Below are 13,982 nucleotides of genomic sequence, written 5' to 3'. Positions count from 1 at the left end.
GAGCGGCACCGTGCGCAACAGACATCAAGCCGATCCGCAGCTGGACGGCATCGACGGTGCGAGCGTCTTGCCGTTCGCCGCTCCCATGCCGATCCACGCCAGCCACCCGCCGACGATGGACGCGGCGCTCGCCCGCCTGGCCGCCGTGCAACCGTCCGCCTACGCCCGCACCCGCAATGCCATCGAAGGCGCGGTCACCGGTCTTTCGCCCTACATCACCCACGGCCTGCTCAGCCTGCGTCAGGTGCTGGCGGAGGTGAATGCCCGGCATCCGCTCGATGTGCAGCACAAGCTGGTCTACGAACTGGGATGGCGCGCGTTCTTCCGGCACGTCTGGCAGCACCGGGGCGACGATATCCTGCAATCCCTCCATGCCGGCCCCTTGCCGGAGGGGGCGTACGACCGCGAACTGCCCGAGGACATCCGTCAGGCCCGCACAGGCGTGCCGGTCATCGACCGCGCCGTGGAGACGCTCTACACGACCGGCACCCTGCACAACCACGCGCGCATGTGGCTGGCGAGCTATGTCGTGCATCTGCGCAAGGTGCATTGGCGTGCTGGCGCGGACTGGCTCTATGGTCATCTGCTGGACGGCGACCTGGCCAGCAACCACCTGAGCTGGCAATGGGTGGCCGGCACCGGCAGCAGCAAGCCCTATGTCTTCAATGCCGAAAACGTGGCGCGGTATGCGCCGACGGATTGGCACAGCTTTGGCAGTGCCGTGGACCTGTCGTATGCCGCCTTGGACGCCTGGGCGCATGCCTCCTCTCGACGGGCCAAGCCGGAGACTTCGGCATTGACGGGTTTCGGCGGCATGGAGCAGCCGGCGGTTCGGCGGGCCCCTGGCTCGGCCATGGGCGTTACCGCTCCGGAGGTCGCGCTCATCGCGGGGAAGAAGGTCTGGCTGGTGCACCCCTGGAGCCTGGGGCCGCTGCCTGCGGACCTCGCGCCGGACACGGTCATCGTCGGTCTCTACTTGAAGGATTTCCATGATGTCTGGCCGTGGAGCGATGCGCGCTGGGCATTTGTGGATACACGAATGGCGGCATTGACGCCGATCCGCTGGTGGACCGACGTCGCATCGCTGGCCGTGGTGTTGCGCGAGGCGTCCGCGGTGCAGGGCCGGTGGGACCAGCATCTGCGCCCCTGGATCGGGTGCAGTTCTTCGACAGAGCCGCAGCGGGCGCCGGCAGCGCCGGGAATGGCCCCGGCAGCGGGTGGGGTGGATTGGGTGCCGGATTCGCCGTTGTTTCCTGAGGTGCCGCTTCGCTGCGACAGCTTCTCGCAATGGTGGCGCCGCGCGGTGAAGGGACTGCAGACGGCGGACGACTTGCTTGCGCAAGCCCCCGACCCCGACCCCGTCGGATCAGCCAGCCTTGTGGCAACCGCGCGTAGGGCCCCGGGCCCCTGAATTGAACAACAACGAGGACAAGGCAACATGACTTCCATCGCACTCATCACCGGCGCGTCCGGCGGCATCGGCCGAGCCCTGGTGAACCACCTGCGCGCGCAGGGTTTTCAGATCGCGGCGGTGAGCCGGGATCTCGGACGGCTGGCCGACATCGACGCGCACCTGCGAATCGCGGCCGACGTCACCACACCTGAAGGTGCCGCTGCGGCTGTGGAAACCTGTCTGGGTGGGCTGGGCGCGGCGCCGAGCCTGTTGGCCCACTGCGTCGGCAACACGCTGATCGCGCCCTTGCATCGGACCAAGCCTGAGGCCTATCGTGACCTCATCCGCGTCAATCTGGACAGTGCCGTCTTCATGCTGCAGGCCTGGCTGGCGGCCCTCAAGGGCACGCCGGGGGCGGCTGTGTTGGCCAGCTCGGTGGTGGCACGGATCGGGGTCGCCAACCATGAGGCCATTGCAGCAGCCAAGGGCGGGGTGGAAGCGCTGGTACGCAGTGCCGCGGCCACCTACGCAGCTCAGGGCGTCCGCATCAACGCGGTGGCGCCCGGCATGACGGACACGCCGATGACGTCGGGCCTCCTGAGCATGCCGGCCATGCGCGAGGGCGCGGCAAAGCAATATCCATTGGGCGGCGTGCAGTCGGCGGAGCAAGTGGCGCAGGTGCTGGCCTGGCTGCTCAGCGATCAGGCGAGCCGCATCACTGGCCAGATCATTCCAGTGGATGGTGGGTTCACCAACGTGCGCCCGCTGGTGAAATGAGGGAGTAACCCTTAAAGGAAATTCCGGACCCGTCTTTCCGCCTGCAACGAGAACTCTGGCCCAGCCAGCTCCAACTCATGCGCATCGGGGCAGGGGCCCGGTAGGAGGTCATGGTGATGGGTGTGGCGATGAACGGGGCGGCGCTCGGGGTTACCAATGATGGCGTTCTCCATGACAGCCCGGCGTGGACGGAGCCGCAGCCAGGGCAGGGCGCCGAGGGGGGCGCACGGCGGTCGCCGGATTTGACTGGCACGCCGGTCGGGGGCGACGGCTCGGCGGAGCGTGCCCATGCAGGTGTTTATTCGGCCAGTACGGCGCAGGTGCTGGATCAGATCCAGCAGTCGAGCGAGGCGCTGCTGTTGCGGGTGCAGGCGGCGGCGTCTTGTCCCTCCGCCACACAGTCGCTGGAGCAGGCGTTGACGACGCAGGCGCGGCGGATGCTGAATGACCAGCTGCGCCTTGCATTGGCAGAACTGGATGGTGAAGTCGCGTGCTTGCGGCCGGACGCCCCGGGCGCGCTGAAGCTTTCCGCGCCTCCTCATACGGCCGTCTCCTCGGCGCGGGACCGCCTGCTGGAGACGCTGTGCGACCTGGCGCGCCGGGCCGATGTGGAGCTGGCCCGGCAACAATTGGCCCAGGAGATCTGCCTGACGGCCAACGGCCTGAGGCAGGCGGTGTCGCAGGCCGACCCCGGAGACATTCAACGATTCTTGATGGACCTCGGCGGCGTCGCGGCCTCATCGACCCTGGCGGACACTGACGCGGGTGTTCGGTTCGAAGGGCTGGTGGCGGAGGTGCGTCGCGACTACGGCCGGAGCTTGGCGAATGGCCGGCGCCTTTGCCCTGCCAGGGACATCGAACCAGACGTTCACCGAATTGTCGAATGCCTTCAGCCCGGCTTGATGGATGCATTGAATCGATTCAAGCTGCCTCCGCAGGATCACGAACAGGAAGGGCTTCGCGCGCTGCGACAAGCGGCTGTAGTGCTGGTGGACCATGAGCTCGACACCCCGGAGAAGGTGCAGGAGTTTCTGGATCACGCCCGCCGGATTGACGACTGGCTGGCGTTCGCGACAGGCCTGCTGGGGCAGGTGGGCTACCCGGTGGGCATGTCCGCTTTCCTGTGGGGCATCGGTCCGCAGCTGGCGCCGGTCCTGCTGGGGGCGGAAGGCGGGTTTCGCGGCGCTGCGGCCTTTGGCGCAGTCGCCGGGGCGATGATCGGCTACTTCGATTCGGTGGCCAGTGCCGGGGCGTCAGCGGTCCGCTCGGCGCTGTCGTATGCAGGTTCCGGGGGCAGCACCAGTCCGCTGGCCAGCGCGATGAGAGTCTCCGAGCCTCGGGACATCGGCATGCGATTGGGCATTTCGGCACTGGCCACCTTCACGAAGAATGCGCTGTTGCGAGCGGTGCTGCCGTCGGCGGTGTATGCGGCTGCGTATCCGCAAGGGGTCAGCCGGGACCTTCGGGATCACATCGACTTCGCGGGAGACGCTGGCGGTGGATTGTTCTCTGGCGCCGCGGCCACCCTGCTGACGCGGCGCACACTGGACTGCCGGAGTTCGCAGGACTTCAAGCTGCTGACGCAGGACAACCTGCCGGAGATGATTCAGCGTGCCAGAGCGGGTACCCGTTGGTCCTGGGGCGCCGTACGGTCGCTGTCGGCATTCGGGCGGGGCGTGGGGGAAGGGGCGTTGGCGCCTTCAACCCTGGCGGTGACCGGGCTGGTGATGACACCGCTGGTGGCGCTGCTGATGGGCATCAACATCGGGTTGGTGCCGGGGCTTGCGCTTTCCGATGGGCGTGAGGGCGGCGACCGGGGTTCAGACTCTTCAGCGCAGGACAACATTCTTGCGGCTGAGCATGCGCTCAAGGCGACGGTCAGCAGCCTGTTGATGGCGGTGCTGGCGGGCGCTGCGACGGGCGTCGGGCAATGGGTCGGACGACATGCGGATGCGGATTGCCTGTCGGCGGTGTTTGGCGCGGTACGGGGGGCTGCGCAGCGATTGCGGGGCGGGGTGGTTGGGCCGGAGGTGCGGGCTGCGGTCGAGTTGACGGGGGTGCGGAGAAGGGGGCTCGCTGGCGGCGAGCGGGGCCGGCCCGCGACTCGTCCCGAAGTGAACCTGGCCGGTCATGCAGCAACGAGCACCATTGCCAGCAGGTTTTGAAGCATGTGCGGAACCAGGAGAATCAGAAAGCCGCGCGGGGGGTGTACCGTCCTCCATCGGAACCAGGCAAAACTCCAAATGCCGAAACTGACTGCTGGGCCAAAGAACCAGAGCGGGGCGAAGATGCCGTGGAGCAATCCTGCCACGATGCCGATGACGACGGATGCAGCGACTGGGCGCTCCCGGGCATTGATAAAGGCGAAGGCGCAGGCCAAATACAAGAACAGGCTTTCGCCGATCGGTCCCCAGACGACGGCGGACAGCCAGGTCCACACACCGTTATGGCGGTCGGCGGACGATGCTCCCGGTGGCCACTCAAGCCATTCGAGCCAAACAAAACCGACCACGTGGACCACCGTCAGTGCCGTAGCGACAGAGATCAGAGTCGTTTTGAGGACGTAGGTCGGCCTTCTGTCTAACACGGGATCGGGGCTGATGCGACGGATGATCCAGGCCGGTTTCTCTGCGAGCATGATCTTCGGGTAATGAGGTCGCGCGGTGCTCCACGCGCGCTTGATGCCGCCGTGCGATGAGACGACGAGGCGACGACGCGACGAAGTCTCACGGCGTTGCGGCAGATCAGGTTGAGTCCTCGTGGTTAACTGGAAACTTTGTCTTCGGAAACCGTCTTCGCACGAGCTCGCTCGGTGCGGGCAGACTGCGTCTGCCGTCGCTGGCCGGAAGGTGCCGGTTCAGCTGCCGTGGCGGACATCGAGGGTGCAATTGACGCTGTCGGCGCTGCTGAGCTGGTCGGCACCGGTTGAACTTGCGATCCCGGCAGTGCCAACGTCATGCGCAAGTCGTCTGCGTCCGGAACCTGCGGAAATCGAAGGACGCGATAGCCCGCTTTCGTCAGGATGGCGTCGCGTTTGCGGTCCGCATCGGCGCGGCCCTTATGGCTCGCGTCATCGAGTTCGATGACGGCCAGCACGTCGAAGGCTTTGGAGCAAAGAACAAAATCGCAGACCTTGCGATCAAACGTCGCGCGCGTGGGCCGATCCTTGGTGGTCAGAATGGCCGAGAACGCAACTTGGGCCAGCACCACATGGTCTGGGAACGACTGGACCAGGCGGAAGTACATGGCCTGTTCACGGTTGGTCAGCGGCCGTTTGCCGCCGAGCAACCCAGTGGCCTTGCGACCCTGGTTCCTGGCACCGGCGACCGCTGCAGCCAGCAGCACGAGGACGAACACGGGCAGAACCACCCACAGCAGTTTCATCATTTGGACCCTCCCTGGTCTCTGTTTAGGAGCGGGAGTATCTGCGGGTCTGGGGCGATGAGGACAGGTGTGGCGGACCGTCAACGTGAAAGATGTGGGGCCGGGATGGGTGGCGCTGGTTCACTGCAGACGTTGAGTCGGGTCAGCCTAGACCTGTGGAGAGACTACAAGGTGCAGGTTGTTGCGTTTGCGACCGACAAACGCACATTGTTGACACCATGCAACACTTGACCCCCGTAGCTTACCAGCGCGGGGGTTTTTTCATTGGGTCGGATTCCTCAGTTGAGAGAAAGAACGTATCCCCCCAACGGGCGAGCCATGACATGCACTCACAGGCGCCGGCTGCAATCTCCTCATAGGCCAATGCAATGAGGTCGGCGAGGGCATACGAGCGAAACCGGACGACCTGGGCCTTAGGCAAGGTGACGCCGGCACTGGCGCTGTATCGATTGGACCAGTCATCACCATCCTCAAATGCCTTGAGCATGTACTTGGAGAGGTAGGCAGCCAGCTTGCCGCATGACTGCTGGGACCACCGCTTACGACGCGCCTGATCGATGTTGCCGCCAAGATCACCGACGACAGAGCGCCAGACAGCACGCACGACATTGAAGGACTTCACCTTGACGCCTGACCAGGGCAGATCACGAGGAAGGGCGTGAATGGCCATATGAACATGCCACGCCCCGCGGCGCTGCTGCTCGAAGGCGCCAACGTAGACGAAGCCAGGAAGGATGCGCCGCATGCGTCGGACAAATTCCTTCATGTGCGCTTTGCACAATGAAAGGTCGGTCTGGTTTGCGCGATAGGTGAGGGTGAGCAGGGCATCCAGTCCAAGCACCTTGACCATGCGCCGGACCTTAGTCTTAGCCCGGCGAGCAGCACGGAGCCGGTTTGCCTCGCGCCGTTCCTCTTCACCCTCCTCACGCTCACGAGCCCACATATCGAGCTCGTCGCGGGTGGCAGGCCGGATTTCTTCCCAGACGTCCTGCCGCTGGATAACGGCCTCGCGATGCCCATTGCCGAGATGATGCAGGCGCAACTCGTATTCATCTGAGGGCTTGCTTTCGTACAGCCAGCCGTCTATAAGCCTTACTGCCATTGATCGTCCTTTGATCTGTGGTCACCGCCCCCGGACTGTTGGTAGCAGTCGCGGGGGCTTTCTTTTTGGGTTGCCCCGTGCGGGGGGCTATTTCCAGCGTAGGGCCGCCGAAGAGGTCCGGTTGATACCAAGACCTAGCCGGCGCCATTCAATCGCCTTGGGGGCCATCGACGGCCTCAGCAACAGGAACAAGGTGGAAGCCACAGCCATCGCACTCACCGCAGAGGAGGGGCCAACGGCCATAACGACCAACAACACCCAACCCCGAACAATGAACGCAACGCTCACGCGTCACCGGAGGTACCGGGGACGTGAGAACACCGATGGAATCAGGCATCAATGCCCCCCGTGTTCTGAAGTGTCCTAGGAATAAATCTAGCGGCGCTGCGCGCCGCTTCGCCCGCTGCGCGGAACGAAGCAGCGCGGCAGTCCGCAAGGCCTTTGGCTTGCGACGCCCGGCGGTGAACGGAGTAATCCGGGCCGAAGGCCCACCATGCATAGACGGCAGCGATAACCACGGGGCCTGTCTTGAGGAGGAGGTGCGCGCGCATCACAGCGCCCCGGAAGCAGAGAGCGCGCGCCAGGCTGAAATGCGCTCAGCCTCAGGAAGATCCATCAGCGCAAGCACCTGAGGCAGCTTGGGCTTCGGATCCACGACAGCGCCCTTGGGATCAAGGCGGGGGCGGGGAGGGTAGAGCATGCAATGGTTGCCCGCCTCGCGGTCAGCCATGAAGAGCTGGCCGGTGCGATAAGCCGCATAGAGGTCGTGAGCGCGATAGAACCACGTGTCAGCGTGAGGACTGCCAGGACCGAAGCCATAGGAAACAACGCCCATGTGAACTTTGGGCATGGTGCCTTGGAACATGCCGAGCGACAGCCATTTGATGAGCTGGCCAACGAACGGAATCTTCAGACGGTCAAGACGTCGACAGACGACTTTGTAGTCAAAGAGGGTGTCCCGGGCTTGCTTGTCTAGCAGCCCCACGGCCTGGACGATGAAGTAGAGGTCCCAGCCGCGCTTTCGGCTCTGCAGAAGCCAATCGATGATGCGCTGACGATCACCGCCCGACCACTCACGGGCATTGAGCCAGACAGCGCACTCGTCCAAGACGATGGCACCGTTGCGAGACTCATCCCCACTGTCATGCACCACAGGCAAGCCGTCGAAATCATCGGCGGTAGGGCGGTCAGGCATGCGGATGACCGGCGCCGTAGGCGGGGAAGAGACCAGCTTATCCAGGGACAGATCCAGATTGGTAGCAACAGGCAAACCCCGCTGGATGTAGTCACGAATACGAGCCACGGCAACGAGGCTCTTGCCAGCACCACGCGTGCCAGTGATGCAGTAGCCAGCCATATCAGGTCACCCAGCTTGCGAGCTTCAGGCCTTCCATGTTCCAGCGATAGAGATACGCAGCGGTATCCATCGCGAAGATGGCACTCAAACACGCGGGACCGTTGTCAGGGACCATAAGCCAAACACCAGTTGTGACGGCAGAACCACCAGGGAACGATGCAGCAACGCCGACAAGTGCGGCAGTGAATAGCCCCCACATCGCAAGAGTCAGCGCGGTGAAGGTGGCGACCGCAGCAGCGGCAAACGCGACCTTCTTAGTCACATAGCGCATGAAGAACTCAGCGACGCCAGCGAAGAGCGTAACGAGCAGACCAGCAACCAAGGGCATTACTTACCTCCGCCAATAGAGCCGCCAGCGACGCGCCAGCAGTAAAGCAACGTGAGCATGTAGAGCAGCCAGCCGAGCAACTGCCGCCAGAGCTGGGCAATGGGACTGCTGCAGAGATCAAGAGGCATGGTGCCCAGGCGCGTTTCCGTTTTCTGTACTTCACAGCCTGCAGCGGGCAACAAGATGCCGGAAGGAGACCAGGGGAGGTCCTTACGGTCGCCAGCCTCGCGCATGCCAGCCTCGCGCGCCTTTGAAGCGCTCTCGAGCAAACCATCTGCAGACGAAAAGGCGCCCTTACCGTCAGGGGTGCCGCTCTCATCGATCTTGCAGGGAGCATTGCCCGGAGTGCCGCAGACCTTCACCTCCTGTTGCGGACCGTTGGAAGACGAGGAGGGCGATGACCCGGTACCACCAGAGCCGTTAGTCGCCGAGCCGGTGCCGCCACGAATAGAACCGTCAACAGACGAGGGAGGGCCACCAGCAGCGCCCCCGGTGCCGTTGGTACGCGTACCAGTGCTAGCGGACCCGTTACTACCGGCAGCGGGATTACCAGCAAGGATAGGATTCGGAGCGGTGTAGATGGGGTCGGAGGTGCCGACTTTGCCAACGCAGACAGTCTTACCGTTGATCTGGCCAACGTAGCCATCGCAGCCGGGAGAAGGGGCCGCAGGGTCCATCGCGGGAGTTTTCTGAGCCGGCGTGCACGTGGCGCCGGTGTAGGTGACGGTAAGGTCAATAGAGAGCCGGTAAAGCCCGTTGGAATCAGGAGCTGTGGACTGCCAGGCGTTAGACGATTGATCAAAAGTAGCGACGCCCTCGCAAGTACCGTCGCAGACAGTGGCATTGTGAAGGTCTGCGCCACGCTTCAACACGGCGGCGTCCCACGCAGACTCACGCTCAGAACCGGACGTGCGCGAGTGGCCAACCGTGAAATTGCGGCTCTCAGACTTGCCAGCCTTTTCCGAGCACGCACTTGCAGGTATCTGGCGCAGGCCGACTGAGACGTAATTGGTGCCAGTCAGACAACTGGACGAGTTCGCAGGGCACTTTGTCGTAGCGATAACACCAGTCCCGCCAGTATCGGGAGGCACAGTGTCAACCTTCCAGGTCTCGTCATACGTGTTGCCATAAATATCGGTGTAGTGACCCGGAGCCAGCGCAACCACAGCAGACATAACCGCAGAAGGACTGGAATAGCACTGCTGCGCAACCGGCGTAGGAAGCGAGGACGTGAAATAGCATTTACCGGGGGTCTGGGCGCCAGCGTGACGCGCAGGAGCAAGCAGGGCAACCAGTGACAGCAACAACAGAAAGAGGAAGCGCGACGAGTGCATATGAAAAAGCCCGGGGGGTTAGCCCGGGCGAGAAGGTCAGGTAGCCGACTTGACAGCGCGCTTGACCAGCTTCATGACGACGAAGCCACCGACCACAGCGGCCATGCAGGTGAAGGCGTAGCCGAGAACGGTTTTGGCATCAGCGGCGGCAGTGGTGAACACCTCCGCAGCACCATCCGGGACTGCGGCCATCACGGGAGCAGCGATGACTGCAGCAGCAGCGACGACCGAAACGAGAGCGAACTTGGACTTCATAAAAAGACTCCGTGGGCGGTTGAAAAAGCCGCAGAGGTGCCCAGTCAACGCGGCAGGAAATCACACAGCGGTCTCGACAAACTGCAGGAACCAGCGATGCACGAGACCAGCCGCAAAGCCAATCGAGAACGCCATGAGGCACCAGCCCACATACCAAGCAACAGAGGAATCCATCAGCGCATCCGACCGGCGATGTAGCCGAGGAACAGAAGAAGCAGCACGAAGCCGTAGGCCAAGAGGGTCAGGGCTTGCTCAGTGGTGAACACGGCGGGTCTCCTCTTGCACTTGCGCTTGGAGGTCAGAGCAGCGACGCGCGAGGCCATCGTCACGACCGGCGTCCAAGGCATACAGGCGCCAAGGGCGGCAGCCCTCAGCGTGATAAAGCCACTGCGAAGAACATCCAGTCAGGCCAACAACACAGCCGACGAGGAAGACGACGCAGCGGCGCACGATCAAGCCCCAGCGACGGCGGGAGCCTTGCCCTTGACGGCGTAAGGCTGGAGGCCAGTGAGCACGGCCTCAATACGGCGGGTGGACAGGTTCGGACGCAGCGCGAAGGAGCCCAGGTACGTGCCGGTCTTGGTGGCGCCGCGCAGTTCCTTGGGGAGCTGGAGAACGCCGACCGATTCAACCTCGCCATCGTCATTCAGCAAGATGCACTCAGCGTCTTGCATCTCCCAGGTGCGGCCGTCTTTGTTGCCGGTGCGCAGATCGTTGACCTTGATGATTTGCAGGATGGACTTCATGGATAACCCTTCAGGTTGCCCGCGCCCTTAGGCCGGGGGTTCAGACGAAGGAGGTCCACGGGCTATCACCGTCCAAGCCGTGCCATTCCAGGCACTCTCCCTCCCAGGAGTGCAGGTCTTTGACCTGGTTGACGACCACGCCGCCGGTCCTTTCAGATGCCGACACCAACCGGGCACGCCACCCGGCAGCTTTGACCTGGTCAAACACCTCTCCCCAGCGCGGCCGCTTCTGGCAGTAGCCCTCAACAGTCATGAAGGGCGCCGCGTGACCTGGTTGACAAGGTGACCCCCGAATGCGTGACCACCGACCGGGTAGCAGCCCGGCGCTGGCCGACATCTCTGGCGGCCGCGTATGATCACGGTACAGGGTCCGTACCCTTTCCAGGGAACGTGTACTGAATGTACCCGATGGAGTGAACGTATGCAACTAGATGAACTGATCGACGCAGCGGCAAAACGAACCGGCAGCGACTACCGACTCGCCCAGACCTTGGGCGTCGGGCGCCAGAAGATCAGCGACTGGCGAGCGAAGCGCGCAAGCTGCGGCATCGAGTACCGGGCCCTGATGGCCGACCTAGCCGGGTACAACGTGGACGAGGTGATCCACGAGGCACTACTCGAGAAGCACGCCAACACGCCGCTGGGAGAGCGCCTCCTGAGTGTTTTGGGAAACGTGGGCGCTGGCGCGGTGGCGACCATGAGCATTTTCGGCAGCGTCGGGCTTTTTGACCTGGTCAACATGTGCCTGGATACGACAAGGTGCATTATGTGACTTGAATAAGCTATTGACAGAGAGTGGCGCTGTTCGATCAAAGGCAGCTGTCCGAAGAGAAACCCCTTCCGATGGGCCGTTTCGCGTCAACACAGCCCTAGCGATAGGCAAATCCGTGCTGCTAGGACCTTGCCGTCGAGATCCGTGGCGTCGGCCCGGCTGGCCAAAGGGCTCGCAGACACGCCCGCGCTCTCGTACTCAGCCTGTGGTGCCACTCTTTTTCGAGGTCAACGCGAGGCGCTCGCTACAGGGTTGCCAATGCTCGGCGAGCCGTTCCCAGCCAGCAGCAGTCGCTGCGTTGTCCAAAACGATCCGTAGGAAGTACTCGGCCACCACACCCCGCGAACCCTTGGCGTTGACTACGAACCCCAAAGTGAGTGCACGATCGCCGCCCGAGTGGCTCTCGACGGCATTCCGAAAGGAAGTCAAATTCGCACTGTGCAGTTCTTCCTCGCTCCGGGCAGCGCCGTCAGCTTCTGCAAGGTCTGCAGCCCGTCGCAGCACGCTTCTGACGGACCCCGCTATCCGGTTGCGACCGCCCCCGCCAAACAGAAACTCGGCTGACACCAAGGCGCCGTGCCCGCTGGACCGGGGCAACCGGCAGTTCCGCGCTGAGGGGCCCAACCAGCTGTGGGTCTCGGACTTACGTACGTCTCGTACCTGGGAAGGCTAGGTCTACGTCGCGTTCGCCGTGGACGCGTTCAGCAGGCGCATCGTGGGCTGGTGTCAGAGCAGTCCGATGCACACGGAGTTCCCACTTGGAGGGCGCTGCCATTCTCATAGGCCAGAGCTACACTCACACGAAAACTGGGAGCTAGCATGAAGGATCGGCGAATCCTGGTCACTCTGGCCATCTGCACGATGGCCGCCACAGTGTTTGCCAAGGGTGGTGGCGCTGTCGCAGTACGCGGGTACGTCAAGAAGGACGGCACCTACGTCGCACCGCACATGCGGTCTGCTCCGGACGCCAACTTCCAGAACAACTGGAGCACCACGGGCAACGTCAACCCGTACACCGGAGAGCCGGGCAAGGTAGAGACGGCCCCGGCTGCCCAGCCAGGCGTAGCGCCCGCCGTCCGGACGTGGACTCCTCCCCCGCACCTGGCCCTAGCGCCGCAAGTCTATGTGCCGGCGGTCCCTGTGCTAGGCGGCGAAAGTGTGAACCCCCTCGCCTCCCAGCCAGAGCAGCCTTTAACTGTTGCGCCGGAGGCCCCGATGACACCGCCGGTCACCCCTGCCTGGCTGCAAAGCCCCCTGGTGCCCGTGGTAATTCAGCCGCACCCCACTCCGGTATTTAGCCGACTATCTCCGCCGGCGACCACGAACGCCAGATACACCGCCCCGTTGACCGGCAGCGGCAGCGGCTATCTGCAGCAACAGAAGGCAAAGGACGCCGCGCGCGCACAGTTCTGGCGCGACAAGGGCTACTCCTTCGATCCGACCTACATGTCGGCCTACGCGATGGACCAGAAGGCGAAGGACATCGAGCGCGCATCATTCTGGAAGCAACGCGGCTACACGTTCAGCGCTGAATTCATGAGCGCCTATGCCATGGATCAAAAGGTCAAAGACATCGAGCGAGCCACTTTCTGGCAGGCTCGCGGCCACACCTTCAACCCTGAGTACATGTCCGCGTACGCGATGGACCAGAAGGTCAAAGACATCTCCCGTGCTCAGTTCTGGGCGACCAAGGGGCTCAATTTCAATCCCGACTACATGAGCGCGTACGCGATGGACCAAGAGGCGGCGCGCCGAGGGCTGTATCCACGCTGAGATCTCGTGCCTTTCCCCCGCCGTCCTTTGGGGTTAGGTCTGGCCTGCACATCCAACATCACTTTCGAAGCCGTTCAAGTGGCCAGCCTTCAGATCTGACGCTTACGTTTACTCGACCCACGATGGCAAAAAACTTGTCCACGAAGGACGGGAACAGGGTGAGCAGCATCCGTGCAACGACGTCCAGTTGACCATGTCGAACTTCATCTTTGCACTGTTGACTTCGACGCCTGGCTGCCCAGACCTCGAATTGGTCATGCTGCGACCGTTCGAAACCCAGAGCGACATCCGCCTCACCTACAGCGATTGCCGCGTGAGCAACGAGAAGGTTTACAGGCGATTCTGAAGTCGAGCCACCCAGCCTCCCGCAATAGGCGACGCGCAGACGAGGTCAGCGCCGAAACTTCTTTGAACAAGCGTCGCAAGTGCTGGTCCGACATGTCCAGGATCGGCTTGTACATGTTGGCGAGGTCCCGCATGCGTCGTCGCAACTCGGGCCGCGGATCCCCTGCAACTGCTTGAGCTCGCGCGCTAGGCCAGACTCCGGGTTCCCATACTGCTTCTTCCAGCGATAGACAATTTGCTTGCTGATGCCCAACTTGCGGCACGCCTCCGCCGCTCAGCTTGTCTCGATTTCTGCAATGCAGATCAATCTCCCAAAGCCCGGAGTGCCCGGGCAACAAACACTATCTTGTCCCCCGAAATTCCTCCCCATTGGATGGCATCCCCACCCTCCTCCAGCTAACGTTGATGGGCGGAGC

Annotated in this window: 13 protein-coding genes and 2 pseudogenes; 6 read left to right on the top strand and 9 right to left on the bottom strand. The window is 63.1% G+C overall.

Going from position 1 to position 13,982, the window contains the following annotated elements; all coding sequences use genetic code 11:
• The first annotated feature begins 10 nt into the window (after positions 1 to 10).
• The 3 genes from FHS28_RS02635 (at position 11) to FHS28_RS02625 (ending at position 4,335) form a co-directional block, all read left to right on the top strand.
• On the top strand, positions 11 to 1,411 hold the full coding sequence (locus tag FHS28_RS02635; protein ID WP_375140712.1) for an FAD-binding domain-containing protein: 1,401 nt from the start codon (positions 11 to 13) through the stop codon (positions 1,409 to 1,411).
• Between the two features lie 27 nt (positions 1,412 to 1,438).
• The gene (locus FHS28_RS02630) at positions 1,439 to 2,170 is read left to right on the top strand and encodes an SDR family NAD(P)-dependent oxidoreductase (protein WP_088449220.1); all 732 of its coding nucleotides are present in this window, start codon (positions 1,439 to 1,441) and stop codon (positions 2,168 to 2,170) included.
• Positions 2,171 to 2,412: 242 nt separating this feature from the next.
• Positions 2,413 to 4,335 carry a hypothetical protein gene (locus FHS28_RS02625; protein WP_221193681.1) on the top strand — a complete coding sequence of 641 codons (1,923 nt, stop codon included), beginning with the start codon at positions 2,413 to 2,415 and terminating at the stop codon, positions 4,333 to 4,335.
• Here FHS28_RS02625 and FHS28_RS02620 read toward each other — a convergent pair.
• The 8 genes from FHS28_RS02620 to FHS28_RS02585 all read right to left on the bottom strand — a co-directional run bounded on the left by FHS28_RS02620 (position 4,299) and on the right by FHS28_RS02585 (position 10,676).
• A complete protein-coding gene (locus tag FHS28_RS02620; protein ID WP_088449222.1) occupies positions 4,299 to 4,808 on the bottom strand; it encodes a hypothetical protein in 510 nt (169 codons plus the stop codon). The genes FHS28_RS02625 and FHS28_RS02620 overlap by 37 nt on opposite strands.
• 125 nt (positions 4,809 to 4,933) lie before the next feature.
• The gene (locus FHS28_RS02615) at positions 4,934 to 5,557 is read right to left on the bottom strand and encodes a DUF2726 domain-containing protein (RefSeq protein ID WP_246409442.1); all 624 of its coding nucleotides are present in this window, start codon (positions 5,555 to 5,557) and stop codon (positions 4,934 to 4,936) included.
• A 238-nt stretch (positions 5,558 to 5,795) separates the two neighbouring features.
• The gene (locus FHS28_RS02610; RefSeq protein WP_088449223.1) at positions 5,796 to 6,656 is read right to left on the bottom strand and encodes a rolling circle replication-associated protein; all 861 of its coding nucleotides are present in this window, start codon (positions 6,654 to 6,656) and stop codon (positions 5,796 to 5,798) included.
• A gap of 550 nt (positions 6,657 to 7,206) precedes the next feature.
• Positions 7,207 to 8,013, bottom strand: coding sequence for a zonular occludens toxin domain-containing protein (locus FHS28_RS02605; protein WP_088449224.1), 807 nt, complete (start codon positions 8,011 to 8,013; stop codon positions 7,207 to 7,209).
• A gap of 1 nt (position 8,014) precedes the next feature.
• Positions 8,015 to 8,341: a DUF5455 family protein gene (locus FHS28_RS02600; RefSeq protein WP_088449225.1), complete on the bottom strand. Its 327-nt coding sequence runs from the start codon at positions 8,339 to 8,341 to the stop codon at positions 8,015 to 8,017.
• Positions 8,341 to 9,516: a hypothetical protein gene (locus tag FHS28_RS02595; protein WP_184294047.1), complete on the bottom strand. Its 1,176-nt coding sequence runs from the start codon at positions 9,514 to 9,516 to the stop codon at positions 8,341 to 8,343. Before FHS28_RS02595 ends, FHS28_RS02600 begins: the two co-directional genes overlap by 1 nt.
• Before the next feature lie 195 nt (positions 9,517 to 9,711).
• Positions 9,712 to 9,930, bottom strand: coding sequence for a hypothetical protein (locus FHS28_RS02590; protein ID WP_088449227.1), 219 nt, complete (start codon positions 9,928 to 9,930; stop codon positions 9,712 to 9,714).
• 452 nt (positions 9,931 to 10,382) lie between these two features.
• Positions 10,383 to 10,676, bottom strand: coding sequence for a hypothetical protein (locus tag FHS28_RS02585; RefSeq protein ID WP_088449228.1), 294 nt, complete (start codon positions 10,674 to 10,676; stop codon positions 10,383 to 10,385).
• Between the two features lie 421 nt (positions 10,677 to 11,097).
• On the opposite strand from FHS28_RS02585, the gene FHS28_RS02580 reads away from it, so the two are divergent.
• The 3 genes and pseudogenes from FHS28_RS02580 (at position 11,098) to FHS28_RS23835 (ending at position 13,221) form a co-directional block, all read left to right on the top strand.
• Entirely contained in the window at positions 11,098 to 11,448 is a 351-nt protein-coding gene (locus FHS28_RS02580) for a hypothetical protein (RefSeq protein ID WP_088449229.1), read from the top strand.
• Between the two features lie 559 nt (positions 11,449 to 12,007).
• Positions 12,008 to 12,208: pseudogene (locus tag FHS28_RS24030) on the top strand (DDE-type integrase/transposase/recombinase); the annotation flags it as partial.
• Positions 12,209 to 12,267: 59 nt separating this feature from the next.
• Entirely contained in the window at positions 12,268 to 13,221 is a 954-nt protein-coding gene (locus FHS28_RS23835) for a hypothetical protein (RefSeq protein ID WP_221193679.1), read from the top strand.
• A gap of 391 nt (positions 13,222 to 13,612) precedes the next feature.
• Here the strand turns inward: FHS28_RS23835 and FHS28_RS24715 are convergent.
• A pseudogene (locus FHS28_RS24715) lies at positions 13,613 to 13,831 on the bottom strand (hypothetical protein); the annotation flags it as partial.
• Positions 13,832 to 13,982 lie beyond the last annotated feature (151 nt).

It is taken from the genome of Roseateles terrae (assembly GCF_014192155.1).
In the GTDB taxonomy this organism is placed as follows: Bacteria; Pseudomonadota; Gammaproteobacteria; order Burkholderiales; family Burkholderiaceae_C; genus Roseateles; species Roseateles terrae.
This window is presented reverse-complemented; position numbering and strand designations above follow the sequence as displayed.